This window comes from Bradyrhizobium sp. P5_C12 (genome assembly GCF_054049735.1).
Window position 1 is genome coordinate 21,453 of sequence record NZ_JBFULU010000009.1, and the last position, 24,824, is coordinate 46,276.

General features: G+C 65.1%; 23 protein-coding genes. 12 read left to right on the forward strand and 11 right to left on the reverse strand.

Annotation, left to right across the window (positions count from 1 at the left end; translation table 11 throughout):
* Positions 1–183 precede the first annotated feature (183 nt).
* Positions 184–1,329 carry an acyl-CoA dehydrogenase family protein gene (locus tag ACXJMY_RS10880; protein ID WP_456619326.1) on the reverse strand — a complete coding sequence of 382 codons (1,146 nt, stop codon included), beginning with the start codon at positions 1,327–1,329 and terminating at the stop codon, positions 184–186.
* Between the two features lie 124 nt (positions 1,330–1,453).
* Between ACXJMY_RS10880 and ACXJMY_RS10885 the strand changes: the two genes are divergently transcribed.
* Complete coding sequence (locus ACXJMY_RS10885) at positions 1,454–2,131, forward strand: alpha/beta hydrolase family protein (protein ID WP_456619327.1); 678 nt, start codon at positions 1,454–1,456, stop codon at positions 2,129–2,131.
* A gap of 18 nt (positions 2,132–2,149) precedes the next feature.
* Here ACXJMY_RS10885 and ACXJMY_RS10890 read toward each other — a convergent pair whose 3' ends face one another.
* Positions 2,150–3,124 (reverse strand): ketopantoate reductase family protein, encoded by a 975-nt coding sequence (locus ACXJMY_RS10890; protein ID WP_456619328.1) that lies wholly within the window; start codon positions 3,122–3,124, stop codon positions 2,150–2,152.
* Positions 3,125–3,279: 155 nt separating this feature from the next.
* Between ACXJMY_RS10890 and ACXJMY_RS10895 the strand changes: the two genes are divergently transcribed.
* Positions 3,280–4,083 carry an enoyl-CoA hydratase-related protein gene (locus ACXJMY_RS10895; protein WP_456619329.1) on the forward strand — a complete coding sequence of 268 codons (804 nt, stop codon included), beginning with the start codon at positions 3,280–3,282 and terminating at the stop codon, positions 4,081–4,083.
* A gap of 11 nt (positions 4,084–4,094) precedes the next feature.
* On the opposite strand, the gene ACXJMY_RS10900 is transcribed toward ACXJMY_RS10895, so the two are convergent.
* Positions 4,095–4,352, reverse strand: a complete 258-nt coding sequence (locus ACXJMY_RS10900) for a hypothetical protein (RefSeq protein ID WP_456619330.1) — start codon at positions 4,350–4,352, stop codon at positions 4,095–4,097.
* A 253-nt stretch (positions 4,353–4,605) separates the two neighbouring features.
* Positions 4,606–5,490 (reverse strand): LysR family transcriptional regulator, encoded by an 885-nt coding sequence (locus ACXJMY_RS10905; protein ID WP_456619331.1) that lies wholly within the window; start codon positions 5,488–5,490, stop codon positions 4,606–4,608.
* A gap of 114 nt (positions 5,491–5,604) precedes the next feature.
* Between ACXJMY_RS10905 and ACXJMY_RS10910 the strand changes: the two genes are divergently transcribed.
* The 4 genes from ACXJMY_RS10910 to ACXJMY_RS10925 all read left to right on the forward strand — a co-directional run bounded on the left by ACXJMY_RS10910 (position 5,605) and on the right by ACXJMY_RS10925 (position 9,750).
* Positions 5,605–6,969: an FAD-dependent oxidoreductase gene (locus ACXJMY_RS10910; protein ID WP_456619332.1), complete on the forward strand. Its 1,365-nt coding sequence runs from the start codon at positions 5,605–5,607 to the stop codon at positions 6,967–6,969.
* Between the two features lie 43 nt (positions 6,970–7,012).
* Positions 7,013–8,017 (forward strand): ABC transporter substrate-binding protein, encoded by a 1,005-nt coding sequence (locus ACXJMY_RS10915; RefSeq protein ID WP_456619333.1) that lies wholly within the window; start codon positions 7,013–7,015, stop codon positions 8,015–8,017.
* A gap of 130 nt (positions 8,018–8,147) precedes the next feature.
* The gene (locus ACXJMY_RS10920) at positions 8,148–8,921 is read left to right on the forward strand and encodes an ABC transporter ATP-binding protein (protein WP_456619334.1); all 774 of its coding nucleotides are present in this window, start codon (positions 8,148–8,150) and stop codon (positions 8,919–8,921) included.
* Entirely contained in the window at positions 8,914–9,750 is an 837-nt protein-coding gene (locus tag ACXJMY_RS10925) for an ABC transporter permease (RefSeq protein WP_456619335.1), read from the forward strand. Before ACXJMY_RS10920 ends, ACXJMY_RS10925 begins: the two co-directional genes overlap by 8 nt.
* A gap of 194 nt (positions 9,751–9,944) precedes the next feature.
* Here the strand turns inward: ACXJMY_RS10925 and gtdA are convergent, their stop codons facing one another.
* Positions 9,945–10,985 (reverse strand): gentisate 1,2-dioxygenase, encoded by a 1,041-nt coding sequence (gene gtdA, locus ACXJMY_RS10930; RefSeq protein WP_456619336.1) that lies wholly within the window; start codon positions 10,983–10,985, stop codon positions 9,945–9,947.
* 184 nt (positions 10,986–11,169) lie between these two features.
* Between gtdA and maiA the strand changes: the two genes are divergently transcribed.
* Both maiA and ACXJMY_RS10940 read left to right on the forward strand, forming a co-directional pair.
* Positions 11,170–11,802, forward strand: coding sequence for a maleylacetoacetate isomerase (gene maiA / locus ACXJMY_RS10935; RefSeq protein ID WP_456619337.1), 633 nt, complete (start codon positions 11,170–11,172; stop codon positions 11,800–11,802).
* Complete coding sequence (locus ACXJMY_RS10940) at positions 11,792–12,304, forward strand: MarR family winged helix-turn-helix transcriptional regulator (RefSeq protein ID WP_456619338.1); 513 nt, start codon at positions 11,792–11,794, stop codon at positions 12,302–12,304. The genes maiA and ACXJMY_RS10940 overlap by 11 nt, the downstream gene beginning before the upstream one ends.
* Positions 12,305–12,646: 342 nt before the next feature.
* Here the strand turns inward: ACXJMY_RS10940 and ACXJMY_RS10945 are convergent, their stop codons facing one another.
* The 5 genes from ACXJMY_RS10945 to ACXJMY_RS10965 all read right to left on the reverse strand — a co-directional run bounded on the left by ACXJMY_RS10945 (position 12,647) and on the right by ACXJMY_RS10965 (position 18,003).
* Positions 12,647–14,260, reverse strand: coding sequence for a benzoate-CoA ligase family protein (locus ACXJMY_RS10945; RefSeq protein ID WP_456619339.1), 1,614 nt, complete (start codon positions 14,258–14,260; stop codon positions 12,647–12,649).
* Positions 14,257–15,396 carry an FAD-dependent monooxygenase gene (locus ACXJMY_RS10950; protein WP_456619340.1) on the reverse strand — a complete coding sequence of 380 codons (1,140 nt, stop codon included), beginning with the start codon at positions 15,394–15,396 and terminating at the stop codon, positions 14,257–14,259. The genes ACXJMY_RS10945 and ACXJMY_RS10950 overlap by 4 nt, the downstream gene beginning before the upstream one ends.
* Before the next feature lie 189 nt (positions 15,397–15,585).
* Complete coding sequence (locus tag ACXJMY_RS10955; RefSeq protein ID WP_456619341.1) at positions 15,586–15,801, reverse strand: hypothetical protein; 216 nt, start codon at positions 15,799–15,801, stop codon at positions 15,586–15,588.
* Between the two features lie 135 nt (positions 15,802–15,936).
* A complete protein-coding gene (locus tag ACXJMY_RS10960; protein ID WP_456619342.1) occupies positions 15,937–16,764 on the reverse strand; it encodes a cysteine rich repeat-containing protein in 828 nt (275 codons plus the stop codon).
* Positions 16,765–17,001: 237 nt separating this feature from the next.
* A complete protein-coding gene (locus ACXJMY_RS10965) occupies positions 17,002–18,003 on the reverse strand; it encodes an NADP-dependent oxidoreductase (RefSeq protein WP_456619343.1) in 1,002 nt (333 codons plus the stop codon).
* Positions 18,004–18,213: 210 nt separating this feature from the next.
* Between ACXJMY_RS10965 and ACXJMY_RS10970 the strand changes: the two genes are divergently transcribed.
* Positions 18,214–19,512 carry a dicarboxylate/amino acid:cation symporter gene (locus ACXJMY_RS10970; protein ID WP_456619344.1) on the forward strand — a complete coding sequence of 433 codons (1,299 nt, stop codon included), beginning with the start codon at positions 18,214–18,216 and terminating at the stop codon, positions 19,510–19,512.
* A gap of 9 nt (positions 19,513–19,521) precedes the next feature.
* The gene (locus ACXJMY_RS10975) at positions 19,522–20,448 is read left to right on the forward strand and encodes an amino acid ABC transporter substrate-binding protein (RefSeq protein ID WP_456619345.1); all 927 of its coding nucleotides are present in this window, start codon (positions 19,522–19,524) and stop codon (positions 20,446–20,448) included.
* Between the two features lie 185 nt (positions 20,449–20,633).
* On the opposite strand, the gene ACXJMY_RS10980 is transcribed toward ACXJMY_RS10975, so the two are convergent.
* Positions 20,634–21,563: an ATP-grasp domain-containing protein gene (locus tag ACXJMY_RS10980; RefSeq protein WP_456619346.1), complete on the reverse strand. Its 930-nt coding sequence runs from the start codon at positions 21,561–21,563 to the stop codon at positions 20,634–20,636.
* 375 nt (positions 21,564–21,938) lie between these two features.
* Here ACXJMY_RS10980 and ACXJMY_RS10985 point away from each other — a divergent pair, with 375 nt between their 5' ends.
* Both ACXJMY_RS10985 and ACXJMY_RS10990 read left to right on the forward strand, forming a co-directional pair.
* Positions 21,939–22,712 carry a ferredoxin--NADP reductase gene (locus ACXJMY_RS10985; protein WP_456619347.1) on the forward strand — a complete coding sequence of 258 codons (774 nt, stop codon included), beginning with the start codon at positions 21,939–21,941 and terminating at the stop codon, positions 22,710–22,712.
* Between the two features lie 427 nt (positions 22,713–23,139).
* Positions 23,140–24,765 carry an FMN-binding glutamate synthase family protein gene (locus ACXJMY_RS10990; RefSeq protein WP_456619348.1) on the forward strand — a complete coding sequence of 542 codons (1,626 nt, stop codon included), beginning with the start codon at positions 23,140–23,142 and terminating at the stop codon, positions 24,763–24,765.
* Positions 24,766–24,824 lie beyond the last annotated feature (59 nt).

Below are 24,824 nucleotides of genomic sequence, written 5' to 3' on the forward strand. Positions count from 1 at the left end.
CGTCCCGGCGAAGGCCGGGACCCATACCGCGTGATCTATCAACCGTGAAAGGTGGGAGTACCGAGCCACTAGTCTTCGCCAAACTTCTCCCTGTGGTTATGGGTCCCGGCCTTCGCCGGGACGACGGTGCTTTTTGTGGTTGCCATATTGCCTCAAACGCCTTTCGCCTGAGGCGAACCAGCCCTACAGCGACCGTGCGATCAACAGCTTCATGATCTCGTTGGTGCCGCCATAGATCTTCTGGATGCGGGAATCGATGAAGATGCGCGAGATCGGATATTCCTGCATGTAGCCGTAGCCGCCGAACAGCTGGAGGCATTCGTCGGCGGTCTCGACCTGTTTCTCCGAGCACCAGTATTTCGCCATCGAGGCGGTGACGGTGTCGAGATCCTTGGCGATCAGGCGCTCGATACACCAGTCGACGAAAACGCGCGCGATCATCGCCTCGGTCTTGCGCTCGGCGAGCGTGAAGGCGGTGTTCTGGAAGTCCATCAGCGGCTTGCCGAAGGCCTTGCGTTCCTTGGTGTACTCGGTGGTGAGCTTGATCGCGCGCTCCATCGAGGCGACGGCGCCGACCGCAAGCGCCAGCCGCTCCTGCGGCAATTGCTGCATCAGCTGCGCGAAGCCCTGGCCTTCCTCGCCGCCGAGCAGGTTTTCCGGCGGCACGGTGACGTTGTCGAAGAACAGCTCGGAGGTGTCGGAGGCGTGCAGGCCGATCTTGTCGAGGTTGCGCCCACGCTTGTAGCCGTCGGCGCCTGCGGTCTCGACCCCGAGCAGCGAGATGCCCTTGGCACCCGGCTCGCCGGTGCGCGCGACGACGATGACGAGATCGGCGGCCTGGCCGTTGGTGATGAACGTCTTCTGGCCGTTGATGACGTAGGAATTGCCCTGTTTCCTGGCCGTGGTCTTCACGGCCTGCAAATCCGAGCCGGTGCCGGGCTCGGTCATGGCGATGGCACCGACCATCTCGCCCGATGCCATTTTCGGCAGCCAGCGCGTCTTCTGCTCCTCCGAGCCGTAGTTGAGGATGTAGTGGGCGACGATGGCGCTGTGCACGGAGACCCCGGTCGTCATTTCCGGCACCGTGCTCTCGAGGTCCTCCAGCACCGCGGCGTCATAGGCGAAGGTCGCGCCGAGGCCGCCATAGGCTTCGGGCACGCTCGCCAAAAGCGCGCCCATCTCGCCGAGCCCGCGCCAGGCAAAGCGGTCGACCATCTTCTGCTCGCGCCACTTTTCGGCGTGCGGAGCCAGGTACTTGGCCAGATACTTCCGGAACTGGTCGCGGAAGACGTCGAGCTCTTCGGTCATCCAGGCGGAGCGGTAGGACATGGTCACCTCGGTCGATGCGGTTGCCGGCTTGGTAGGCCAGTCGGCCGCGGCAATTATTGTGTTTTCAGGCTGCGCCGGTGACGCTACCAAGGCGCCGGAAACGCGTCTGTCAGGATGGTTGATTGTGGCTGTCAAAACTCAAGAGCTCAAGTTCGACATCGAGCGTATCGGCACGGTCTCCGCGATCCTGGTGCGGCCGGACAAGGCGCGCGCCTGCTACGTCCTCGCGCATGGCGCCGGCGCGGGGATGCGGCATGCATCGATGGACAAGATTGCGCAGGGCCTCGCGGATCGTGGCATCGCGACGTTCCGCTTCAATTTTCCCTACATGGAAAACAAGCAGGGCCGTCCTGACCAGCCGGCGGTGGCCCACGCCACTATCCGCGCGGCAGTCGAGCAAGCAGCGCGGCTCTGCCCCGGCTTGAAGCTCGTCGCCGGCGGAAAATCATTTGGCGGGCGCATGACCTCGCAGGCGCAGTCAAAGGCCGCGCTGCCGGGCGTAACAGGGCTCGCCTTCCTCGGCTTTCCCCTGCACGCCGACAAAAAGCCGTCGACGGAGCGCGCCGAGCACCTCACCCATGTCGGGATCCCGATGCTGTTCCTGCAGGGTACGCGCGACGGCCTTGCCGATCTCGGCCTCCTCAAGCCCGTGATCGATGCGCTCGGCCCCAAGGCGACGCTGCACGAGGTCGAAGGCGGCGATCATTCCTTCGCGGTGCTGAAAAAGTCCGGCCGGACCAATGAAGAGGCGCTTGCGGAGGTGCTCGACACGCTGACGGCCTGGATCGACCAACTCGCCTGAAGCTCACGCCGCGGAAGCTCAGGCTGCGTAAAGCCCCTTGTCGCGCGCCTTCTGGATCGCCAGCGCGGCGATCAGGTCGAGCGTCGGCGTCGACAGGCCGGCACTGCGTGCGAAGGCGGCCGGCGCCTTCACCAGCACGTCGATCTCCATGGCGCGGCCGAGCTCGTAATCCTGGAGCAGCGATGGCTTGTGGTTGGGCGCGGGGCCGCTGCGCGTGACGCGTTTCACCTCCGGGATGAAGTGCTGGGCGATCTCGTTGGCTTCGTTCAGCATGCGCGGAATCACCTCGGCGAAGGCAGGGTCGTCGCGCACGCCGCGCGCGGTCTGGCCGGTGAGCAGGCACAGCACCGACAGCGACATGTTGGTCAGCAGCTTTGACCAGATCGCCTCGCGGATCTCGGCCACCGGCGGCGATTCCAGCCGCGCGTCGTTCAGGACCGTCCGGAGCTTGGTGATGCGCTCGCAATTGCGGTCATCGCATTCGCCGACCAGCAGGCGGTTGCGGTCCGGCGTCAGGTTCTGCACCACCCCGGGTGCGATCACCTCGTTGGAGGAGAAGATGACGCCGCCGACGATCCGCTCCTTCGCGATACAGGCGCGCAAGCGCCCGCCCGGATCGAGGAAGGAGATGTCGGGCGGGGCCGGATGCCGCGGCGGCAGGCCGATGCCGTACCACCAGGGAATGCCGTTCTGGGCGAACACGATCGCGGTGTCCTCGCCGAGCAATGGCTTGAGGCTGGCGACCAGTCCCTGAAGCGCGGTGGCCTTCAGCGTGCTGATGACGACGTCCTGCGGGCCGAGCTGGGCCGGATCGCCGGTGGCGTTGACCTTGGCGGTGACCTCGGAATCGCCGACGCGCAACTTCAGGCCATTGGCGCGGACGGCCTCCAGATGCGCCCCCCGCATCACGCACGAGACCTCATGACCGGCGCGAGCCAGCCTGACCGCGATATGGCTGCCGACGGCGCCCGCGCCGAAAATGCAGATGCGCATGTAAATCCAGTCCCTGATCCCTTGGTGCCATCGGGCGCCAGCATGACACAAGCCGCCATGCGATGGGCGCGACCGCCCCACGCTGGAAAGATATGGATCGGCATGCGTTGCCTCGGCCATAGTGCACGGCAAGCAACATAGCCGGAGGATCGCCGATGAATGCCAGCCCCGTCCTGTGGACCCTTGATGAGCGTGGGGTTGCGACCGTCACGTTGAACCGGCCGGAGGTCAACAACGCCTATGACGGCGCGCTAATTGCCGGCGTGCTCACGGCGATGGACGATCTCGGCAAGAAGCCCAACCTGCGCGTCGTCGTGCTCCGGGGCGATGGCAAGCATTTCCAGGCCGGCGCCGACCTCAAATGGATCAACGGCGTGCGACCGCAATCGGCTGAGGCCAACGAGGCGGCGTCCCGGGCGACGTTCGAGGCCGTGCAGCGGCTCAACACCTTGCCGATCCCGACCGTGGCTTTGGTGCAGGGCGGCTGCTTTGGCGGCGGCACCGGTGTCATCGCGGCCTGCGACGTCGTCATCGCCGCGGATAACGCCCTCTTCTCCATCACGGAGGTGCGCTGGGGCCTGACCGCCGCGATCATCATCCCGCAGCTCTGCGACGCCATTAGTGTGCGGCAGGTCCGCCGCTACGCGCTCACCGGCGAACGTTTCGGCGCCGAGGACGCCCGCCGCATCGGCCTCGTGCACGAAGTCGTGCCGCTCGCCGAGCTGGAAGCTGCCGGTGCCAAGGTGGTCGAGCAGCTGCTCGCCAACGGACCGGAGGCGATGGCCGAGACCAAGCGGCTGGCGCTGGAGAGCTCGTTCGGCGGCATGGCGGTGGACGATGCCGCTTACGCCCGGCTGGTGCACCTGCATTCGCTCAAGCGGCAGAGCGCCGAGGCGGCGGAGGGGCTGGCGTCGTTTGCGGAGAAGCGGGCGGCGAAGTGGGGCGGCGGGAAAGGCTGAGCGCTCCCCGCTCAGCAGCCGCGGCAGATGTTGTTGATGCTGCGATAGACGGCCTCGTCGTCCTGCCGCATCTGCTGCTGCGATTGCAGCGTCTTGCCGTCATTCGCTGGCGCGGCGGGCTTGCGCTTGGCCGCGAGCTCGTCCTCCTGCCGCTTGTAGCAGGCCTCGCGATCGGGCTTGGCCTGGATGAAGCGGCAGTTCTGCTCCACGGCCGCGGCAGGGGCGGTTGAGAACGCGAGAACGATCAGGGCAGGCAGGGTGAGTTTCAAAAGCGTCGTATCCATTCGTTGACATGACGTGGGGCGCGTAGCCCGGATGAGCGAAGCGATATCCGGGACCACTGTTACCCGCATATCGCTTCGCTCATGCGGGCTACGGCCGCCGCGCGCCTGGTGCAACTTCTCTCAGGTCCGCCGATCGAGGGCAACCATCTTGTAGCAGGCGCGTAGCCCGGATGGAGCGAAGCGTAATCCGGGTTCGGCATCCCCGCATTCCGCTTCGCTCCATGCGGGCTACGGCTCCTCACAACGACGGCGCGAGTGACGTTTTCAGCAAAGTGAGCAGCGCCTGCACCGCGGCCGCATTGCGCCGCCGCTCGGGGATCGCGGCCTTGACCCACAATTCCGGAATCGGAAAATCGCGCAACACCGGCTTGAGCGTGCCGTCGCGCAAGGCATCCGCGACGAGGTAATGCGAGATCAGTGCGATGCCGTTGCCGGCGATGGCGCTGCGCGCCAGCACGTGCCCTTCGTTGGACGACAGCAACGGGCTGACCTGGATGCTGATGCGGCCGCGCGGCCCGTCAAAGATCCATTCCGGTCCGGTCGGCAGGAAGCTGAGGCAGCGATGCTCGACGAGGTCGCGCGGATGTTTTGGCGTGCCGTGCTTCTTCAAATAGGCCGGCGAGGCGCAGAGCAGCCGCTTCAGCGCGCACAGCGGCTCGTCGATCACGCCGCCGAAGGAATGCGGAAAGGCACCGATGGCGATGTCAAAGCCCTCGGTGACGGGATCGACCGGACGGTCGACCAGCACGATATCGAGCTTCAGCCGCGGGTTCTGGGTCTGGAAGGCGCTGAAGGTATCCGCAAGCCGCGCCACCGTCAGCGAGGTTGGCGCCTTGATGCGCAGATGATCGACGAGATCGTGGCCCTTCTCGCCCATGCGCGACAGCAAATCGGTGGCGTCGGTGACGACGCCGCGGGTGCGATGCACGTAGCGCTGGCCGGCCTCGGTCAGGCGCAATTGCCGGGTCGAGCGGTGAAACAGCGGCGCGCCGATCCGCGCCTCCAGCTGCGTGACGCGTTTGGCCACCACCGAGGTCGAGACGCCGAGTTTCCGCGCAGCCGCGGAGAAGCCGGCCGCATCCGCGGTCGCCAGGAACGCCTGAAGGTTCACCAGGATGTCCATCTCGACCTTTCGCGATTCGAGAAAGCTGATCGCCTATTTTGGAGGATTGTAGCTCAGTCCGCGTTAATTCATAGTCGGGCTCAAGCAAAGAGATTTTCAGGGATAGGACGCGCCATGCGGGCCACGACGATCGAAGAACCAGCGCGCCAGGTGCCGCTCTACGGCGAATACGAGGTCGTCGTCCTCGGCGGCGGCCCGGCCGGCATCGTGGCGGCGGCCTCGGCTGCGCGCGCCGGGCGGCGCACGCTGTTGATCGAGCGCTACGGCTTTCTCGGCGGCATGGGCACCGCCGCCGGCGTCACCAATTTTTGCGGCCTGCACGGCAATGTCTATGGCCAGGCCCACCGGCTGGTGCAGGGCATGGCGTCCGAGCTCTTGGCGCGGATCGATCGCCTGAACGGCCTCAACGCGCCGCATCTGATCCTCGGCAAGGTGTTTGCACAGGCCTACGACACCGCGGCCTACAAGATCGCGGCCGACGAGCTCCTCGCCAGCCACAAGGTGCACATCCTCTTCCACGCGCTCGGCGCCGGCGTGGTGATGGGCGATAACAGCCGCATCGACGCGCTGATGGTCGAGACCAAGGCCGGCCGGCAGGCGGTTCGCGCCGAGATCTTCATCGACTGCTCCGGCGACGGCGATCTCGCGGTCTGGGCCGGCGCGCCGTTCGAAATCGGCGACGAACACGGCCATCCGCTCTATCCGTCGATGATGCTCCGTCTCAACGGCATCGATCCCGAGAAGGCGGGCGAGGCCTGGCGAACCATCCCGCAATTGATGGAGCGGGCGCTCGCCGCCGGCACCCACACATTCCCGCGCAAGAGCGCCATCGTGCGGCCGCAGAAATCCGGCATCGAGTGGCGGGTGAACTTTACGCAAGTGGCGCGCGAAGACGGCCATGCCATCAACGGCGTCGAGCCCGACGATCTCACCCGCGGCGAGATCGAGGGCCGCAAGCAGGCGCTGGCGGCATTCGAATTCCTGCGCACAGTGCCCGGCTTTGAAAAGTCCTACATCGTCGACCTGCCGCCGCAGCTCGGCATCCGGGAGACCCGCCGCATCAGGGGTGATTATCAGCTCAGCGGCGACGACGTGCTAGGCTGCGCCTCGTTCGAGGACTCCATCGGGGTCAATGGCTGGCCGATCGAGGCCCATGTTCCCGGCGATGTGATCTTCACTTTTCCGCCAATCCCGGAATCGCGCGGCTATAACGAGCTGCCCTACCGGATGCTGCTGCCCGAAGGGGTCGACAATCTCCTGGTCGCCGGCCGCTGCGCCTCGATGACCCATGAAGGCCAGTCGGCGGCGCGGGTCTCCGGTGCCTGTTTCGCGATGGGCGAGGCCGCCGGTTCCGCCGCAGCGCTGGCGCTGTCGGGGAATCGGATCCCGCGTGACATCCCCATTGAAAAATTGCAGGAAACGTTGAAACAACAGGGCGCCTTCATCGGGCGGGACCAGGTGGTGCCCGAAGGTTTGTGACGGTTGTAACAGAACGACCAAGAGAACCACGAGAGGAAACGGGATGATCGGGATTGCGCGGCTCGCGGTAGCTGGCCTGGTGGCGATCATGGCGATGGGCACGGCACGGGCCGAGGACGCGCTGAAGGCCAGGATCGGCGTTCTCAGGCTGTCGTCGTCCGCGCCGGTCTTCATCGCCCAGGACAAGGGCTATTTTCGCGACGCCGGCCTCGACGTCGAGCTGAAATTCTTCGACGCGGCGCAGCCGATCGCGGTCGCCACCACCTCGGGCGACATCGATTTCGGCGTCACCGCCTTCACCGCCGGTCTCTACAATCTCGCCGGCAAGGGCGTGCTGAAGGTGATCGGCGGCATGAGCCGCGAGAAGGCCGGCTATCCCCTGATCGGCTATTTCGCGAGCAACAATGCCTATGCGGCCGGACTGAAGACGCCGAAGGATCTCGCGGGCAAGCGCGTGGCGGTGACGCAGGTCGGCTCGAGCTTTCACTATTCGCTGGGGCTGCTCGCCGACAAATACGGCTTCAAGCTGTCGGAGGTGAAAATCATCCCGCTGCAATCGCTGTCGAACGCGGCCGCTGCCCTGAAGGGCGAGACCGTCGATGCGGCGCTGCTGCCGATCTCCACCGCACGCAAGCTGGTGGACGAGGGCGGCGCGAAGTTTCTGGGCTGGGTCGGCGACGAGACGCCCTGGCAATTGGGTGCGGTGTTCGCCTCGCCGAAGACGCTGACCAACACGGCGCTGGTGACGAAACTGCTCGGCGCGCTCGCGAAAGCCGATCGCGAATATCACGACGTCATCCTCGCCGCGATGAAGGACGGCACAGCCCCGATCAACGAGCAGACAAAACCGCTGCTGGAGATCATCGCCAAATACACCAACCTGCCGGTCGAGCAGGTGGTCGGCAACTGCGCCTATATCGATCCGGACGGCAAGCTCGACGTCAAGAATGTCGACAACCAGATCAAATGGCTCCAGGAGCAGGGTTTTGCCGACAAGGGCTTTGATGCGAACGCGATCATCGCGAAGGACTATGTGAAGGCGGACTAACCTTTCGTCATTCCGGGCCTCGCGTAGCGAGAACCCGGAATCTCGAGGTTCCCCGGTGCGCAATTGCGCACCTGTGGTCTGATCCTTCGGATCATCCCGGAACGACGGGGCAGAGGATAGACGAGACAGAATGGACCTGATCGCCAACCACATCACTCACCGCTTCGGCGACCTCGCCGTGCTCGACGACGTCTCGTTCACGGTCAGTGCCGGCGAGGTGGTGGCGATTGTCGGGCCGTCCGGCTGCGGCAAGAGCACGCTGCTGTCGATCCTGGGCGGGCTGTTGCAGCCGACATCGGGCGCGCCCGAGCTGCGCGGGGCACCGCCGGCTGACAGTCTCAATCCGCTCACCTTCGTGTTCCAGGACTTTGCGCTGCTGCCCTGGGCGACGGTCGAGGAAAACGTCGAATTCCCGCTGCTGCACGCCCAGCTCTCGGCGGCGCAGCGCCGCGCGCTGGTCGAGGATGCGCTGCGCCGCACCGGCCTGACTGATTTTCGCAAGACCTATCCAAAGCAGCTCTCCGGCGGCATGCGCCAGCGCGTCGGCATTTCGCGGGCGCTGGCGGTGCGCCCTGCCATCCTGCTGATGGACGAGCCGCTGTCGGCGCTGGATTCCCAGACCCGCGAGCTCTTGATGGAGGACTTCGTCCGCCTGCTCGCCGATGGCGGCATGGGCGCGGTCTACGTCACCCACAATCTCGAAGAGGCGGCGCGGCTCGCCGACCGCATCGTGGTGCTGTCGCGGCGTCCGGGGCGGATTCGCGAGGTGGTGAGCGTGCCGATGACGCGCACCGAGCGCGGCGAGATCGCCGCGCGTGAAAAGCTGCTGGCGCTTCAGAACCAGATCTGGTCGCTGATCCGCAACGAGGCGATCGATGCCGAGCGCGAGGTGCAGCATGCTTGATCGCGCGCCTGCGACGGAAACACCTGTCAAGAGCGTCAAGAGCGAGGCGACCCGTCGCGTCCGCTTCCGCGGCGCGGGCTTCGTGCCGGCATCGAGCCGCTTCGGCGGCTGGATCGCGCTCGCGCTCGTCATCGCGATCTGGCAGGCGGCCGGGAGCGCTGGTCTCGTCAATCCGCTGTTCCTGCCGGCACCGTCGGCGATCGTGCGCGCGATCTACGAGCTCGCAATATCAGGCGCGCTCTGGCAGCACCTCTCGGCCTCGCTGCTGCGCATCGGCGTCGGCTGGCTGCTGGGCACGGCGGCCGGCATCGCCGTCGGCTTTGCCATCGGCCTTTCGCGGCTCGCGCGCAGCGTCGGCATCACCTTCATCTCGGCGCTGTTCCCGATCCCGAAGATCGCGCTGCTGCCGCTCTTGATCCTCTGGCTCGGCATCGGCGAAGAGCCGAAGATCGCGACCATTGCGTTAGGCGTGTTCTTCTCGACCGCGATCTCGGTCTATAGCGGCGTCGACGCGGTGCCGCGCAACCTGATCCGGATGGCGCAGAGTTTCAACGTGCCGTTCGCCACCATCGTGCGCAAGGTGATCTGGCCGGGCGCGCTGCCCGCGATCCTCGCCGGCTTCCGTATCACGGCGTCGGTGGCGCTGCTGCTCGTCGTCAGCGCCGAGATGATCGGCGCGCAATACGGCATCGGCGCCTTCGTGCTCCAGGCCGGCAATCTGATGCAGACGGATCAGCTGCTTGCGGGCGTGGTGATCCTGTCGGTGTTTGGATTGGCGGTGGGGAAGGTGATCAATCTGCTGGAGACGCGGCTGTTGCACTGGCGGTAGCCGTGACGGGGTGGGCAGGGGTGCGCCACAACTTCGGTGTCGTCCCGGCGAAGGCCGGAACCCATAACCACAGGGAGGGGTTTGGCGAAGACTCGTAGTTATTCTCTCGTCGGTACTGATGCCGTCCTTCCCCGATAGATCACGCGGTATGGGTCCCGGCCTTCGCCGGGACGACAGTGGAGCGGCACCCCACCTCACGCATTCCCGCGATCCTCGCGGAACAGGTCCAGCTTCTGCTGCACCGGCCGATCCGAGAAGCTGAACAGCACGGCGTCTTCATCCGCTTCGTGCGTGACCCATTGCCAGCTCGGCACCACGAACAGGTCGCGCGGGCCCCATTCGAAGGTCGCCTCGCCGACGCGCGTGCGGCCATGGCCTTCGATCGGACAGAACACGGTCGCGTCCGTCGAGCGGTAGCGTGCGGTCGTAAAGCCCTTGGGCAGCAGCTGGATGAAGGTACCGATGGTCGGCATCGCGAAATCGCCGGTCTCGGGGTTGCTGAATTTCAGCTTCAGGCCGTGGCAGGCGTCCCACTCCTGGCGCGTCCTGGCGTTTTCCAGCGCCTCGCGGGTGTAGGCATAGGGATAGCTGAAGATCGGCGAGGTCTTCGAACTCCGCTTCACGTCGACGGGCAGCAGATTGTGGCCGTAGCGCGCAAAGCTGTCGCCGGCCGGCTTTGTGATGGCCTGCTGGTCCTCGTTCGAACCTTCCGCAAAGGAGCAGTCGAAGAACTGCACCAGCGGGATGTCGAGGCCGTCGAGCCAGAACATCGGCTCGTCAGTCTCGTTGGAATGGTCGTGCCAGGTCATCGACGGCGTGATGATGAAATCGCCGGGCTCCATCGCGGTGCGCTCGCCATCCACCGCGGTGTGGGCGCCCTTGCCCTCGAGCACGAAGCGCAGCGCCGACTGGCTGTGGCGATGGGCGGGCGCGACGTCGCCGGGCACCACCATCTGCACGCCGGCATAAAGCGATGTCGTGATCTTGGACTGCCCGCGCAGGCCCGGGTTCTCCAGCACCAGCACGCGCCGCTCGGCCTCCTTGGCCGTGATCAGCTTGCCCGCTTCCGTCATGTAGTCGCGGATGACGTCGAATTTCCACAGATGCGGCCGGCAGGCGCTCCTCGGCTCCGGTGTGATCAGGTCGCCCATCACCGTCCACAGCGCGGTGAGATTTTCGCCGTCGATCTTCCGGTAGAACGCCTCACGTTCCGGCGTCTTGGTCACGGCTTCCATGGTGCGGCTCCCGCTCGTTTTGTTGATTGACAGTATACTTACTGTCTAGGTAGCGTCAATGCGACGGACGACGTACAAGGCAGTCATTCCGGGACGATGCGCAGCATCGGGCCCGGAATCTCGAGATTCCGGGTTCTCGCTTCGCGAGCCCCGGAATGACAAAAAAATATGAGGGAGGGTCCCGATGAAGCTGCACGGCTATTTCCGCTCCAGCGCCGCGTACCGGGTGCGGATCGCACTGAACCTGAAGGGCCTTGGCGCCGAGCACCTGCCGCATCATCTGCGCAAGGGCGAGCAATGCGCGCCGGCCTATCTCGCCATCAACCCGCAGGGGCTGGTGCCGGCACTGGAGAATGATGCGGGCGCGGTGCTGACGCAGTCGGTCGCCATCATCGAGTGGCTGGACGACATCCACCCGAACCCGCCGCTGCTGCCGAAGGACCCGCTGCGGCGCGCGAAGGTGAGGGCGTTCGCGCTGGCGATCGCCTGCGACACCCACCCGGTACAGAATTTGAAGGTGCTGGCGCGGTTGCGCGAGCTCGGCCTTGCAGAGGAGAAGGTCCAGGAATGGGCGGCCTGGGTCAACCGCGAGGGACTGGCGGCTTGCGAGACGCTGATCAAGGATGAGCCCGGGCCGTTCTGCTTTGGCGATGCGCCGACGCTCGCCGATCTCTGCCTCGTGCCGCAGCTCGCCAATGCCCGCCGTTTCGGCGTCGACGTGTCCGCCTATCCGCGTCTGCTCAAGGCCGAGGCCGCCGCCAAGGCGCTGGCGGCCTTTGCGAACGCCGCGCCGGAGAAGCAGCCCGATGCCGAGTAAGCCAGCCGCCCCGATCACGATAGACGCGGTCTATGCCGCGCCGGGCTATCTGTTCCGGCGCATGCAGCAGATCGCGGTCTCGATCTTCATGGAAGAGTGCAAGGCGTTCGATCTGACCCCGGTGCAATATGCGGCGCTGATCGCGATCCACGCCCATCCCGGCATCGATGCGACGCGGCTGTCGGCGGTGATCGCCTTCGACCGCTCCACGCTCGGCAGCGTGATCGAACGGCTGCAGGCCAAGGACTATATCGAGCGCAAGCCCGCGCCCGAGGACAAGCGGATCAAGCTGCTCTATCTGACCAAATCAGGCGCCGCGATCCTGCGCGAGATCATCCCCGCCGTCGAACGCGCCCAGACGCGCATGCTGGAGCCGCTCAAGCCCGCCGACCGCAAGATGTTGATGGGACTTTTGATGCAGCTCGTCGATCTCAACAACGAAGCGTCCCGGGTGCCGCTGCGCGCCGAAGATGCGCTGGAGCATCTGGGGAAGGCGGGGTGAGGGGGTGAGTGCGAGTTTGTCGCGATAGCGGAGCCTCATCCTCAGTGTCGTCCCGGCGAAGGCCGGGACCCATACGCCGTGCCGGCAGTTGTGGCACGAGATCGTCATTGCCAATCTTCGCCAAACCAGATTCGGTGGTTATGGGTCCCGGCCTTCGCCGGGACGACGGCGAGAGTGTGGTGACGCTGCCGCCTTTATCTCCGCTGTCATTCCCCGCGAAGGCGGGGAATCCAGTACGCCGCGGCTCCTCGGTTCTAGCCGCGCCGCCTCTGGAATACTGGATCGCCCGCCCCAGTGCGCAAGTGCGCACAAGGCGGGCGATGACAGCAAGCTTGGGAGGCCTCACATCCGCAACAACGCCTGCCGGTCGATCTTCCCCGTGCCCGTCTTCGGCAGTTCGTCGATGAAGATCACCTCGCGCGGATATTTGTAAGGTAGCAGCTTGCCCTTGACGTAGTCCTGCAGCCGCCGCGTCGCCTCGCTCTGGTCGACGGCCCGGCTGTTCATCACCACCACCGCCTTCAGCGTCATGCGCCGGTCCGGCAATTCGGCCGCGAACACCGCGCATTCGCGGATGTCGGGATGGTCGGCCAGGCACAGCTCGACCTCGAGCGGGTAGACCCATTGGCCGGAGATTTTGATGAGATCGTCGGCGCGGCCGCGGAAGAAGTGGAAGCCGTCGGCATCGCGCACGAAGCGGTCGCCGGTGTAGATCCAGCCGCCCTCGCGGATCGTCTCGGCGGATTTGTCCGGCCGGTTCCAGTACAACGGCGTGTTGGAATCGCCGCGCACCCACAAAATGCCTTCCTCGTTGTCGCCGACGTCGCTTCCGTCCTTGTCCCTCAGCGCGACCTCGTAGCCGGGCACGCGCAGACCCGCGGCGCCGAGCTTCTTCTGTTCGGGACGGTTGGACAGGTAGATGTGCAGCACCTCGGTGGAGCCGAGGCCTTCGACGATCTCCAGGCCCGTGAGCGTCTTCCAGCCGTTGAACACCTCTGCCGAGAGCACTTCGGCGGCCGAGAGCGACATGCGAAGCGACGAGAAGTTCGTCCCCTTCGCACCCTCGGCCTTGGTCAGCGAGGTGTAGAGGGTCGGCAGGCCGAAAAAGACCGTCGGCTTGAATTGCTCGATCGCCGCGAAGATCGCGGCAGGCTTGGGCTGGCCCGGCAACAGCAGCGTCGCCGCTCCCGCCGAGAACGGGAAGGTGACGGAATTGCCGAAGCCATAAGCGAAGAAGATTTTCGGCACCGAGAAGCAGATGTCGTCGGGCGAAAGCTTCAACACATTCTGCGCGAACGCGGCCTCACTATAGGCCATGTCGTGCTGCAGATGCACGATGCCCTTGGGCCGGCCGGTCGAGCCGGACGAGTACATCCAGAACGCCATCTCGTTGCGATGCGTCGCGGCTTCCGCCAGCCCGGTCGGGAATTGCGCGAGCCAGCCTGCCGCGGAGATCGCCTCCGGCGCGGCGTGATCGCCCGCCGCGCCATTGACGACGATCAGCGTGCGCAGACGAGTGTCCTTGCAGGCCTCCGCGTTGAAGCGCGCGCAGAACTCGGCGTCCGCCACGGCAACGCTCGCGCCGGAATCGGCGAGATAGAACTGCAGCAGATCCGGCGGCGTCAGCGTGTTGATCAGCAGCGGCACGAAGCCGGCGCGGACCGCGCCGAAGAACGCGGCCGGATAGGCCGGGGTATCGTCGAGGAACAGCAGCACGCGATCGCCGCGCTTCAGGCCCAACGAGGTGAAGCCGTTGCCCCATTGGCCAGCTTCCGCGCAAAGCTCGGCATAGCTGCGCGCACCCGCCGGCCCGATCAGTGCGGGCTTGTCGCCGCGCCCCCTGGCGAGATTGTCGAACAACACGCGGCTGGCGTTGTAAATCTCCGGAACGGCAAAGCCGATCTCACGCGCGCCCGCGCTGTCGGCGGGCACCTGGTCGCGAAGCTCGCTGCTCATGCCGCATCTCCGCCGTTCTTCGCGGCCTCGTAGCGCGCCATGAAGGCCGGCGACATCGCGCGCAGGCGGGAATCGTCGATACGGCCGGAGCGGGTGATGTAGCTGTAGGCAAAGTCCATCACATCGAGCTGCATGTGTTCGGCAAAGTGCTCGTACCAGCCGGCCGAGGTGCGCGCGGCGTCGACGAGCTTCTGCACCACCGGTTTTCGCGCGGCCTGGTAGCGATGCAGCGCGGTGGTCAGATGCGCATCCGATTCCAGCGCCTTGACCAGCGCGATGGCATCCTCGATCGCGAGCCGCGTGCCCGAGCCGATCGAGAAATGCGCCGAGTGCAGCGCGTCGCCCATCAGAACCATATTCTTAAACGACCAGTGCTCGTTCCAGACCCAGGGGAAATTGCGCCAGACCGATTTGTTGGAGACCAGGCAGTGGCCGCCGAGCGTGTCGGCAAACACCTCCTCGCAGACGCCCTTGGACTGCTCGACGTCCTTGTAGGCGAAGCCGTAGGCCTGCCAGGTGGCATGATCGCACTCGACCAGGAAGGTGCTCATGGTCGGCGAGTAGCGGTAGTGATGGGCATTGAAGGCGCCGCGGTCGGTCTTCACGAAGGTCTGCGACAGCGTGTCGAAGCGCTTCGAGGTGCCGTACCAGACGAACTTGTTGGAGGAGTAGGACAGCGATGTGCCGAAATCGCCCTCGAAGGCGCGGCGCACCAGCGAGTTCAGCCCGTCGGCGGCGACGATCAGGTCATGGCCGTTGAGCTGGTCGATCGCGTGAATCGGCGTGTCGAAGCGCGGCGTGACGCCGGCATCGAGCGCGCGCTGCTGCAGGAACTGCAAGAGCTCGAGCCGGCCGATCGAGGAAAAGCCGACGCCGTCGATGGCGACGCTGTCGCCATGGACGTTCAGCGTGATGTTCTCCCAGCTCTCCATATGCGGCGCGATCGCGTCGACCGTCTCGGGGTCGTCGGTACGCAGGAACTCCAGCGCCTGGTCGGAGAACACCACGCCAAAGCCCCAGGTCGCGTCGGCCGGGTTCTGTTCGAACAGGTCGACTTGATCCTCAGGGTGACGCTTCTTCCAGAGATAGGCGAAGTAGAGCCCGCCGGGCCCCCCGCCAATCACGGCGATCCGCAACGTCTGCCTCCCTAATTGACAGTATACTCACTATCTAGGGGTAGACTAATGTGCTCCGACGTTCGGCGCCAGCGGAATTATCGGCATGGCGGGGCGCGCCGAAACTCGCTCCAAACACACGTTTGGCGCGTGTCCGAAACCATCACGTCCGGAGCATAGCCAAACCGCGCCGGCTTGGCCACCTGTGCGTCAGACGCAGCGCTTCACGTAGACACCGTTCACCAGCACCCTGGTACAGCGGACCACCGGAACCGGCTTGCGGACCACGACGGCGGCGTTCGGCCCGGCGCAACCGGCGCGATAGACGCCGCGCGCGCACACGACCGCGTTGGCGTCGGTGGCCTCGAACGTCATGGTCGCGCCGAAGGCCAGCAGCGCGGAAGCAGTGAGCAGCAATGCACGCACGTTTTCCTCCCGGTCTTGTCGTGATCGAAATCGGTTGTCGGTAAAATTCTGCGATTTGTCGTCGCAGGCGTGCGGAGTTCCTCCACGCACGCCGCCGGCTGTTGATGCGCGCCCTTTGCGTCGTCGCGCGCCTCTCTATCGCGCCGCGAACGGCGCCAGCACGTCCTTGCAGGCGGGCGACAGCGACGCGGCATTGCTTGCAATGCATTGCACGATGCGTCCGCCACCGGGCGCGACGCCGGCGCAGAGCGTGCGGATGTCGGCGCCACAGGCCGATCGGACAATGAACAGCTCTTCGCGCGGCCGCAGCGGCCGCAGCACGATCACGGCTGGCGCGGCCGCCGGTGCTGCCGCCGCAGGAGCTGCGCCCGCAGGCGCTGCCGTTGCCGCCGCGCCGCCGCCGGCCGCGGCGCTCAGGGCCTTCTCGCAGGCCGGCGAAACCTTGGCCTTGTTCTTCTCCAGGCATTCGAGCGCGGGCGCGCCGCCGGGCGGCACGCCGGCGCAGACCTTGGGATAGTCTGCGCGGCAGGCGCTCTTGACCGCAGCGACCTGCGCGCTGCTCGGCTGTTTGGGCGCCGCCGCCTTCGGCGCGGCGGCGGTGGCGGCCGGCTTCGCGGGTTCGGCGGCCGGCGCCGCTTCAGTCTTCGCCGGCTCAGTCTTCGCCGGTTGGGATTTGGGTGGCGCGGCTTCCGTCTTCGGCGCCGCAGCAGGCTCGACCGCGCGAACCGCGGTTTGGCATCCCGACGAAAGGCTGGACATGTTCTTCTGCAGACATTGATAGGCTTCAACGCCGCCGGGCGTGACGCTCGAGCAGTGCGTCATGAAGTCCGAGCGGCATGCGGAGCGGATAGCGCTCTTCTGCGCGTCGGTCGGCGCTTGCGCGAATGCGCCTGTTGCAGTTGCGAAGAGCGTTGCCGCCAGCAACGCCGTGCGCGTCGATGCATGTTTCAATGTGTTGAACATTTGAGTGAATTCCCGCCCTGTCGGTAACGCCGACGATTTTCAAATGTGATGCAAGCGCAATCGCCGCGAGTGATGCCCCGCGCGCGGTATCTTTGGATGCTTTGGCCTCTACCGCAAGTAGATAATGCCGACGCAATGCGACGTAACTAGAGCATGATCCGGACCCGAAGGGCCGCGTTAGCGCAAAGTGTGCAGCGGTATTCCGAAAAGATCATGCTCAAACAAAACAATACGTCGTCAGAGCTTGACCATGCGCTTGCCGCGGTTCTCGCCGGCGAGCAATCCGATCAGCGCCTTCGGCGTGTTCTCGAGCCCGTCGATGATGTCCTCCTGCACCTTCAGCTTGCCGGATTTGACCCAGGCCTGGAGCTCGGCGAGCGCGCGCTGGCTCTCCTTCATGTAGTCCATCACGATGAAGCCCTGCATGACCAGCCGCTTCACCACGATCAGCCCGGGTACGCCGCGCGGGCCGTGTGCGGACGGCGCGCCGTCATATTGCGAGATCGCGCCGCAGCAGGCGATGCGGCCGTAATTGTTCATCTGCGGCAGGCAGGCTTCCAGAATCTCGCCGCCCACATTGTCGAAATAGACGTCGATGCCGTTGGGCGCCGCGGCGCGCAGCGCCTTGAACACCGCGCCGTCCTTGTAGTCGACCGCGGCATCGAAGCCGAGTTCGGAGGTCAGCCAGCCGCACTTGTCCGCGCCGCCGGCGATGCCGATGACGCGGCATCCCTTGATTTTTGCGATCTGCCCGACGATCGAGCCGACCGAGCCTGCCGCCGCCGAGACCACGACCGTCTCGCCCTCCTTGGGCTTGCCGATCTCGAGCAGGCCGAAATAGGCGGTGAGGCCGGCAATGCCGAACACGCTGAGCAGATGCGTCATCGGCTCGAGCTTCGGCATCTTGTTCAAGTGCTTTGCGGGCACCGCGGCAAACTCCTGCCAACCGGTGTCGCCGAACACGATGTCGCCGGCAGCCAGCCCCGGCGCCTTCGAGCTGACCACTTCGGCGATGGCCCCGCCGGCCATCACGCTGTTGGCCTCGACCGCCGAACGATAAGTCGCGCCGTGCATCCAGGCACGGTTGGCGGCGTCGAGCGAGATGTAGCGCACGCGCAGCAATGCCTCGCCGTCCTTCGGCTCCGGCATCGTGCCTTCCACCATCTTGAAATGTTCGGGGCCGAGCTTGCCGCTGGGCTTTTCCACCAACAGAATCTGACGATTGATGCTGCCGCTCATGGCGTTTCCCCTTCGCTTGTTTGACGATTATTGATGCACTTGCCGCAAAGAAAACGTGCAAGCCGCATTCGTTGTGCGCTGCATGAAAGCTAGATCGCCGCGTCCAGTTTCACAACGGGAACATCTGGACAACGCGATCGCACGCCAAGCGTGTTGCGTCGCTGTCATATCTGCGACATCATGAAGCGCCGGTGTCCGTGGGGGTAAGCAATGTCGAACAGGTTTACGCAATACATTCTGGCGGCGATGGTGCTGGGCATCGTGATGGGCTCGGCGATCTACAACTTCCTGCCCGATACGCGCGCCGACTGGGCCTCGTCCATCAACCTGATCGCCATGATGTTTTTGCGCCTGATCAAGATGATCATTGCGCCTTTGGTGTTCGCCACCCTGGTCGGCGGCATCGCCCATATGGGCTCGGGCTCCAAGCTCGGCCGCATCTTCGCCAAGACGATGGGCTGGTTCATCAGCGCCTCCTTCGTCTCGCTGCTGCTCGGCCTCGTGATGGTCAACCTGCTCCAGCCCGGCGCCAACTTCCCCGGCACGCTGCCTGCGGCAGGCCAATCGACCGGCCTGCCGGTCTCGGCCTTCTCGATCGAGAAGTTCCTGACCCACCTGATCCCGACCTCGATCGCGGACGCGATGGCGCAGAACGAGATCCTCCAGATCGTGATCTTCGCCGTGTTCTTCTCGGTGGCGATGGGCGCGATGCCCGAGCGCTCCAAGCCGATCCTGGCGCTGATCGACGATATCGGCCACATCATGCTCAAGGTGACGAGCTATGTGATGCTGTTCGCGCCGCTCGCGGTGTGGGCCGCCATCACGGCGACGGTGGCCAAGAACGGCCTGCTGGTGCTCTGGAAGCTCGTCGTGTTCATGGGCGGCTTCTATCTCTCGCTGGCGATCCTTTGGACGATCCTGGTGATCGTCGGCTTCATCGTGATCGGGCCGCGCTACAGCCATCTGCTGAAGCTGGTCCGCGAGCCGCTGATGATCGCGTTCTCCACCGCGAGCTCGGAGGCGGCCTATCCGAAGACGCTGGAGGCGCTCAACCGCTTCGGCGCCTCGTCGCGGATCTCGAGCTTCGTGCTGCCGCTCGGCTATTCCTTCAACCTCGACGGCACGATGATGTACTGCACCTTCGCGGCCGTCTTCATCGCGCAGAGCTACCACATCGACATGGCGCTCGGCACGCAGCTCGCGATGCTGGCGACGCTGATGATCACCTCCAAGGGCGTCGCCGGCGTGCCGCGCGCCTCCCTCGTCGTGATCGCCTCGACGCTGGCGCAGTTCAACATTCCCGAGGCCGGCCTGCTCATGATCATGGGCATCGACACCTTCCTCGACATGGGCCGCAGCGCCACCAACGTGATCGGCAACACGCTCGCGACCTCGGTCGTGGCGAAGTGGGAAGGCGAGCTTGGGCCCGAGCATGAGATGGGACCAGGCGACGCCGTGCCCGGCGACATGGTGCCCGGCGAAGTGCCCGCCATGGCCGGCCATGGTTAGGAGCGCATCATGGGCCAGACACTGACGAGGTCAGTGATCGGCGGCTGTCTGTGGCTCGCGGCATCGTTGCTCGCGACCACAGCATTCGCCCAGACCAGCAGCGAAGGGCTCAGCCCGACGCTGTCGGCCATCAAGAAAGCGCATGTCGTGCGGCTCGGCTATCGCGAGAGCTCGCCGCCGTTCTCCTTCCTCGATCAGGCCAACCGCCCGATCGGCTACAGCCTCGAGCTCTGCGAGGCCATCGTCGAGGAGATCGGCGTCGAGGTCGACGACCCCAATCTGAAGATCGACTATGTCAAGGTCACCTCGGACGACCGCATCGACGCCGTGCTCCAGAACAAGATCGACCTGGAATGCGGCTCGACCACGGCCAATGCCGAGCGCGCCAAACGCGTCGCCTTCTCGCCCCTGATGTTCGTCGCCGGCACCAAGCTGATGGTGCCGAAGGCGTCGAGCGTGTCGGCCGTCACCGACCTGAAGGGCAAGACGGTGGTGGTGACGAAAGGCACCACCAACGAGCAGGCGATGCATGCGGCCGACAAGAAGTTCTCGCTCGGCCTCAACATCGTCACCTCGCCCGATCACGAGCAGTCGTTCCAGATGCTCGCCGACGGCAAGGCTGACGCCTTTGCCACCGACGACATTCTTCTGTCGGGCCTGATCGCGCGCCACAAGGCCCAGGACAAGTTCCGCGTCACCGGCGATTACCTGTCCTACGATCCCTACGGCATCATGTTCCGCAAGGGCGAGCCGCAACTCGCCGCAGTGGTCGAGCGCACCTTCCGCAAGCTCGGCTCCAACCGCGACCTCGTGCCGCTCTACAACAAATGGTTCACCGCCAGGCTTCCCACCGGCGAGCGGCTGAACGTGCCGATCTCGCTGCAACTGGAAGAAGCCTTCAAGGCGATGGACGATTCCGCGAGCGCGAATAATTAGCGATCGCGCCGCGAACTCACTGCACCCTCTCCCCTTGTGGGAGAGGGTGGCTCGCCGCGCAGCGGCGAGACGGGTGAGGGGTATCTATCCGCACGAGCAGTCTTGCGAGTTGAGAGAACCCCTCATCCGGCGGTTCGCGCCACCTTCTCCCACACAAGGGGAGAAGGGAAGGAGACAGCGTGGGCTCAGCCGGCCTCCCCAAACACCCGGTCCAGCGCCGCGTCATACGTGGCCTGCACCAGCTCCGGATGCAGCTTCGCCAGCGTTTCCATCATTACGCCGGAATTGATCTCGAGCACGCGCCACGCGCCATCCGCGCGCACCACGTCGATCGAGGCGAAGGCGATGCCGATGGCGTTGGCGGCGTCGACGGCGAGCCTCACGCATGCCGCGTGCACCTCGCCATTCTCCATCAGCACCGGCCGCGCGCCGGCCTCCAGATTGTGCCGCCAGTTCAGGATGCGCCGCTTGCCCTTCGGGACGATCGCATTCACCTCGCGCGTGTCGAGCTCGCGCAGCTGCCCGTCGTGCCCTGCTGCGATTGCGAGCTCGCGCAACGTATGCGCCCCGTCGCCGACGACCGACGGCCGATCCTTGCGGTAGACGATCATCGGCTTGCGATCGAGCAGGATCACGCGGACCTCCTCCTCGATCTCGACATAAGGCGCGATCACGAGGCCGAGGCTCGACGAAAAGACCTCGCTGACGGCGCGATCGAGCTCGGCAGCGTTCGTCACCTTGAACACGGCGCGTCCCGAGGTGCCCTCGTTCGGCTTCACCACCACGCCTTGCGGATGCTGCGCCAGCAGGGCCAGCATCGCGTCGCGCCAGCCGGGGCCGGCGATTTGCGCGCCCGTGCTCGGGTTGAGGAAGAGATGATGAGGAATGCAGGGCACGCCCTCGAGCGTCAGCACCTCGGCCGTCGCCGATTTGTCGTTGGCGAGACGATGCGCGATGGCGCTGTTGAGGCCGATGTCGTAGCCGAAGGCGAAGTGGCGCGCCTCGCCCCGGCGCATCGCGATCAGCCAGCCGTCGGAGCGGATGTCGACGGCAATGCCATGGCGGGCGCAGTAGCGCCTGATCGCCTGGACGAAGATGCGTTCGCTGCTGGGCATGGGTCTCAATCACTCCTGTCGCCAAAAACCGCGAAAATGCGGGAAACGGCGCCAAACGGCGCCGAAAATCAGAGCTATTCTTAATGAAATTCTCGCGAGCGCGACGGAAATTAAGTGCTGCCATCGAGCCCCGGAGGGAAAAGAAATTGCCCGCCATGCGCGCCGGGCAGCAGATTCGTTAATGATGCGGCCATTTCCGCCGCAAATGCCGGTTTGATCGGCATCAATTGCATCCGAAACGAGGTTGATTATTGGCCTCAATGGCGTAGATCACACCGGACAATCTTCCGCCATGACAAGTGGTGTCCGCCTCGCTTTCAGGGGCCGTGCAACGCTTTTGTTCAAAAACCGCAAATATTCGGAATATCGAAACACATGAGCGCGTTTTACCGAGAGAAGGTTCTTTCCGTCCAGCACTGGACCGACACGCTGTTCAGCTTCCGCGCCACCCGCGATTCCGGCTTCCGTTTCCAGAACGGGCAGTTCGCGATGATCGGGCTCGAGGTCGACGGCCGCCCGCTGCTGCGCGCCTACAGCATGGCGAGCGCCAACCACGAGGAAGAGCTCGAGTTCTTCTCGATCAAGGTTCAGGACGGCCCGCTGACCTCGCGCCTCCAGAAGATCAAGGAAGGCGACACCATCCTGGTCGGCCGCAAGGCGACCGGCACGCTGATCACCGACAACCTCATCCCGGGCAAGCGGCTGATGCTGCTCTCGACCGGGACGGGCCTCGCGCCGTTCGCGAGCCTGATCAAGGACCCCGACGTCTACGAACAGTTCGAGACCATCGTGCTGGTGCATGGCTGCCGCCAAGTCTCCGAGCTCGCCTATGGCGAGAAGCTCGTCGCCAATCTGCGCGAGGACGAGCTGTTCGGGGAGCTGCTCGCGGACAAGCTCGTCTACTACCCGACCGTGACCCGCGAGCCGTTCCGCAATCGCGGCCGCATCACCGACCTCATCAGCTCCGAGCAGATCTTCAACGACATCGGACAGGGCCCACTCGACATCGCAACCGACCGCATCATGATGTGCGGCAGCCCGGCGATGCTGGAAGAGCTGAAAGTGATGTTCGAAGGCCGTGACTTCATCGAGGGTTCCGGCAACAAGCCCGGTCACTTCGTGATCGAGAAAGCCTTCGTCGAGCGGTAAAGCGCCGCTCATTGTCTCGGTGTCGTCCTGGCCGAGTGCGCAATTGCGCACGGGAGCCAGGACCATACCCACCGAGTCAAGTTTGGCGAAGGTTGGTCGTTGTCAGGCTTCGCAATACCCCGCTCAGGGGTTATGGGTTATGGGTTCTGGGTTCTGGCTTTCGCCAGGACGACGCGGTGGGTAGGCGCCTTGCCCGGGTAGCCGCCCCGTCCTCCCCCCACATTCTGCTGCGCTGCAAAAATCCCGTTCTCCCGGCTGATTGATTTACCTCGGCCGAATTCGCTAGCCTGAAACAAGGGCCGCGTCATATCCGTATGACAGGCGCGGACGTATCGTACCGCCTCAAGCTGGCGAGAGGATGGGAATCGTGGCCGACGAAAATAGCAAAGCGCCAAAATCGAGCCGTGGGCCCCTCGAACAGGGTGTCATGGAAACTCTGCTGCTGCCGTTCTCGCCGCGCTTCATCGTGCTGACGATCTGCGCGGTGGTGACCGCGCTGCTGATCGGCATCGGTATCTCCGATCGCAAGATCTTCGACATCCTGCTGATCCCGATCGTGATCTTCGGCGCCCTGACGCTGCTCGGCGTCCGCGACCTCCTCCAGAAGGGCCACGCGGTGCTGCGCAACTACCCGATCTCGGCGCACATCCGCTTCCTGCTCGAAGAAATCCGCCCGGAGATGCGGCAGTATTTCTTCGAGAGCGAGAAGGACGGCATGCCGTTCTCGCGCGACATCCGCGCGGTGGTCTATCAGCGCGCCAAGATGCAGCTCGACAAGCGTCCATTCGGCACCCAGGAGGACGTCTATCGCGAGGGCTATGAGTGGATGCATCACTCGGTCTCGCCGCAGGCTCATGCCGAGGAGAAGTTCCGCATCACCATCGGCGGTCCGGACTGCAAGCAGCCTTATTCGGCCTCCGTGTTCAACATCTCGGCGATGAGCTTCGGCGCGCTCAGCCCGAATGCCGTGCGCGCGCTGAATGCCGGCGCCAGGAAAGGCGGCTTCGCGCATGACACCGGCGAGGGCGGCTTCAGTCCCTACCACCGCGAGATGGGCGGCGACATCATCTGGGAAATCGGCTCCGGCTATTTCGGCTGCCGTCATCTCGACGGCACGTTCGATCCCGAGGCGTTCGCGCGCGTCGCCAGCACAGACCAGATCAAGATGGTCGAGCTCAAGATCAGCCAGGGCGCCAAGCCCGGCCATGGCGGCGTGCTGCCCGCGGCGAAGGTCTCGGAGGAGATTTCCAAGATCCGCGGCGTTACGATGGGCGAAGACTGCATCTCGCCGGCCTCGCACCGCGCCTTCTCCACGCCGGTCGGCATGATGCAGTTCATCGCCGAGATGCGCAGGCTCTCCGGTGGCAAGCCGACCGGCTTCAAGCTCTGCATCGGCCACCCCTGGGAATTTTTGGCGATCTGCAAGGCGATGCTCGAGACCGGCATCTATCCGGACTTCATCGTCGTCGACGGCAATGAGGGCGGCACCGGCGCCGCGCCGCTGGAGTTCATGGACCATCTCGGCATGCCGATGCGCGAGGGCGTCAACTTCGTGCACAATGCGCTGATCGGCATCAATGCCCGCGACCGCATCAAGCTCGGCGCCTCCGGCAAGATCGCGACCGCCTTCGACATGGCGCGCGCGATGGCGATCGGTGCCGACTGGTGCAATTCGGCGCGCGGCTTCATGTTCTCGCTCGGCTGCATCCAGTCGCTGAGCTGCCACACCGACCGCTGCCCGACCGGCGTCGCAACGCAGGATCCGACCCGGGCGCGCGCGCTCTACGTGCCGCTCAAGATCGACCGCGTGCACAATTATCATCACGCGACGCTGCATTCGCTGACCGAGCTGATTGCCGCGGCCGGCCTGACGCATCCGCAGCAGCTGCGGCCGGTCCACTTCAGCCAGCGCAGCTCGTCGACCCAGGTCAGGTCCTTCGCCCAGCTCTATCCCTCGCTGCGCCCGGGCGAATTGCTCGAAGGTACGGAGGACCCGCGGTTCGGCGAGGCCTGGCGGATGGCGCGGGCGGACACGTTCCAGCCGGCGCTGTGAGGCACAGGTCCACCGTATGATACCACCGGGCCTGGTCTTCACGTAATTTCGTCGGGAGC

Coding starts and splice junctions, on each gene's coding strand:
- ACXJMY_RS10880 (WP_456619326.1), bottom strand. CDS start 1,329: ATGTCCTACCGCTCCGCCTGGATGACCGAAGAGCTCGACGTCTTCCGC.
- ACXJMY_RS10890 (WP_456619328.1), bottom strand. CDS start 3,124: ATGCGCATCTGCATTTTCGGCGCGGGCGCCGTCGGCAGCCATATCGCG.
- ACXJMY_RS10895 (WP_456619329.1), top strand. CDS start 3,280: ATGAATGCCAGCCCCGTCCTGTGGACCCTTGATGAGCGTGGGGTTGCG.
- ACXJMY_RS10905 (WP_456619331.1), bottom strand. CDS start 5,490: ATGGACATCCTGGTGAACCTTCAGGCGTTCCTGGCGACCGCGGATGCG.
- ACXJMY_RS10910 (WP_456619332.1), top strand. CDS start 5,605: ATGCGGGCCACGACGATCGAAGAACCAGCGCGCCAGGTGCCGCTCTAC.
- ACXJMY_RS10915 (WP_456619333.1), top strand. CDS start 7,013: ATGATCGGGATTGCGCGGCTCGCGGTAGCTGGCCTGGTGGCGATCATG.
- ACXJMY_RS10920 (WP_456619334.1), top strand. CDS start 8,148: ATGGACCTGATCGCCAACCACATCACTCACCGCTTCGGCGACCTCGCC.
- ACXJMY_RS10925 (WP_456619335.1), top strand. CDS start 8,914: ATGCTTGATCGCGCGCCTGCGACGGAAACACCTGTCAAGAGCGTCAAG.
- gtdA (WP_456619336.1), bottom strand. CDS start 10,985: ATGGAAGCCGTGACCAAGACGCCGGAACGTGAGGCGTTCTACCGGAAG.
- maiA (WP_456619337.1), top strand. CDS start 11,170: ATGAAGCTGCACGGCTATTTCCGCTCCAGCGCCGCGTACCGGGTGCGG.
- ACXJMY_RS10940 (WP_456619338.1), top strand. CDS start 11,792: ATGCCGAGTAAGCCAGCCGCCCCGATCACGATAGACGCGGTCTATGCC.
- ACXJMY_RS10945 (WP_456619339.1), bottom strand. CDS start 14,260: ATGAGCAGCGAGCTTCGCGACCAGGTGCCCGCCGACAGCGCGGGCGCG.
- ACXJMY_RS10960 (WP_456619342.1), bottom strand. CDS start 16,764: ATGTTCAACACATTGAAACATGCATCGACGCGCACGGCGTTGCTGGCG.
- ACXJMY_RS10965 (WP_456619343.1), bottom strand. CDS start 18,003: ATGAGCGGCAGCATCAATCGTCAGATTCTGTTGGTGGAAAAGCCCAGC.
- ACXJMY_RS10970 (WP_456619344.1), top strand. CDS start 18,214: ATGTCGAACAGGTTTACGCAATACATTCTGGCGGCGATGGTGCTGGGC.
- ACXJMY_RS10975 (WP_456619345.1), top strand. CDS start 19,522: ATGGGCCAGACACTGACGAGGTCAGTGATCGGCGGCTGTCTGTGGCTC.
- ACXJMY_RS10980 (WP_456619346.1), bottom strand. CDS start 21,563: ATGCCCAGCAGCGAACGCATCTTCGTCCAGGCGATCAGGCGCTACTGC.
- ACXJMY_RS10985 (WP_456619347.1), top strand. CDS start 21,939: ATGAGCGCGTTTTACCGAGAGAAGGTTCTTTCCGTCCAGCACTGGACC.
- ACXJMY_RS10990 (WP_456619348.1), top strand. CDS start 23,140: ATGGAAACTCTGCTGCTGCCGTTCTCGCCGCGCTTCATCGTGCTGACG.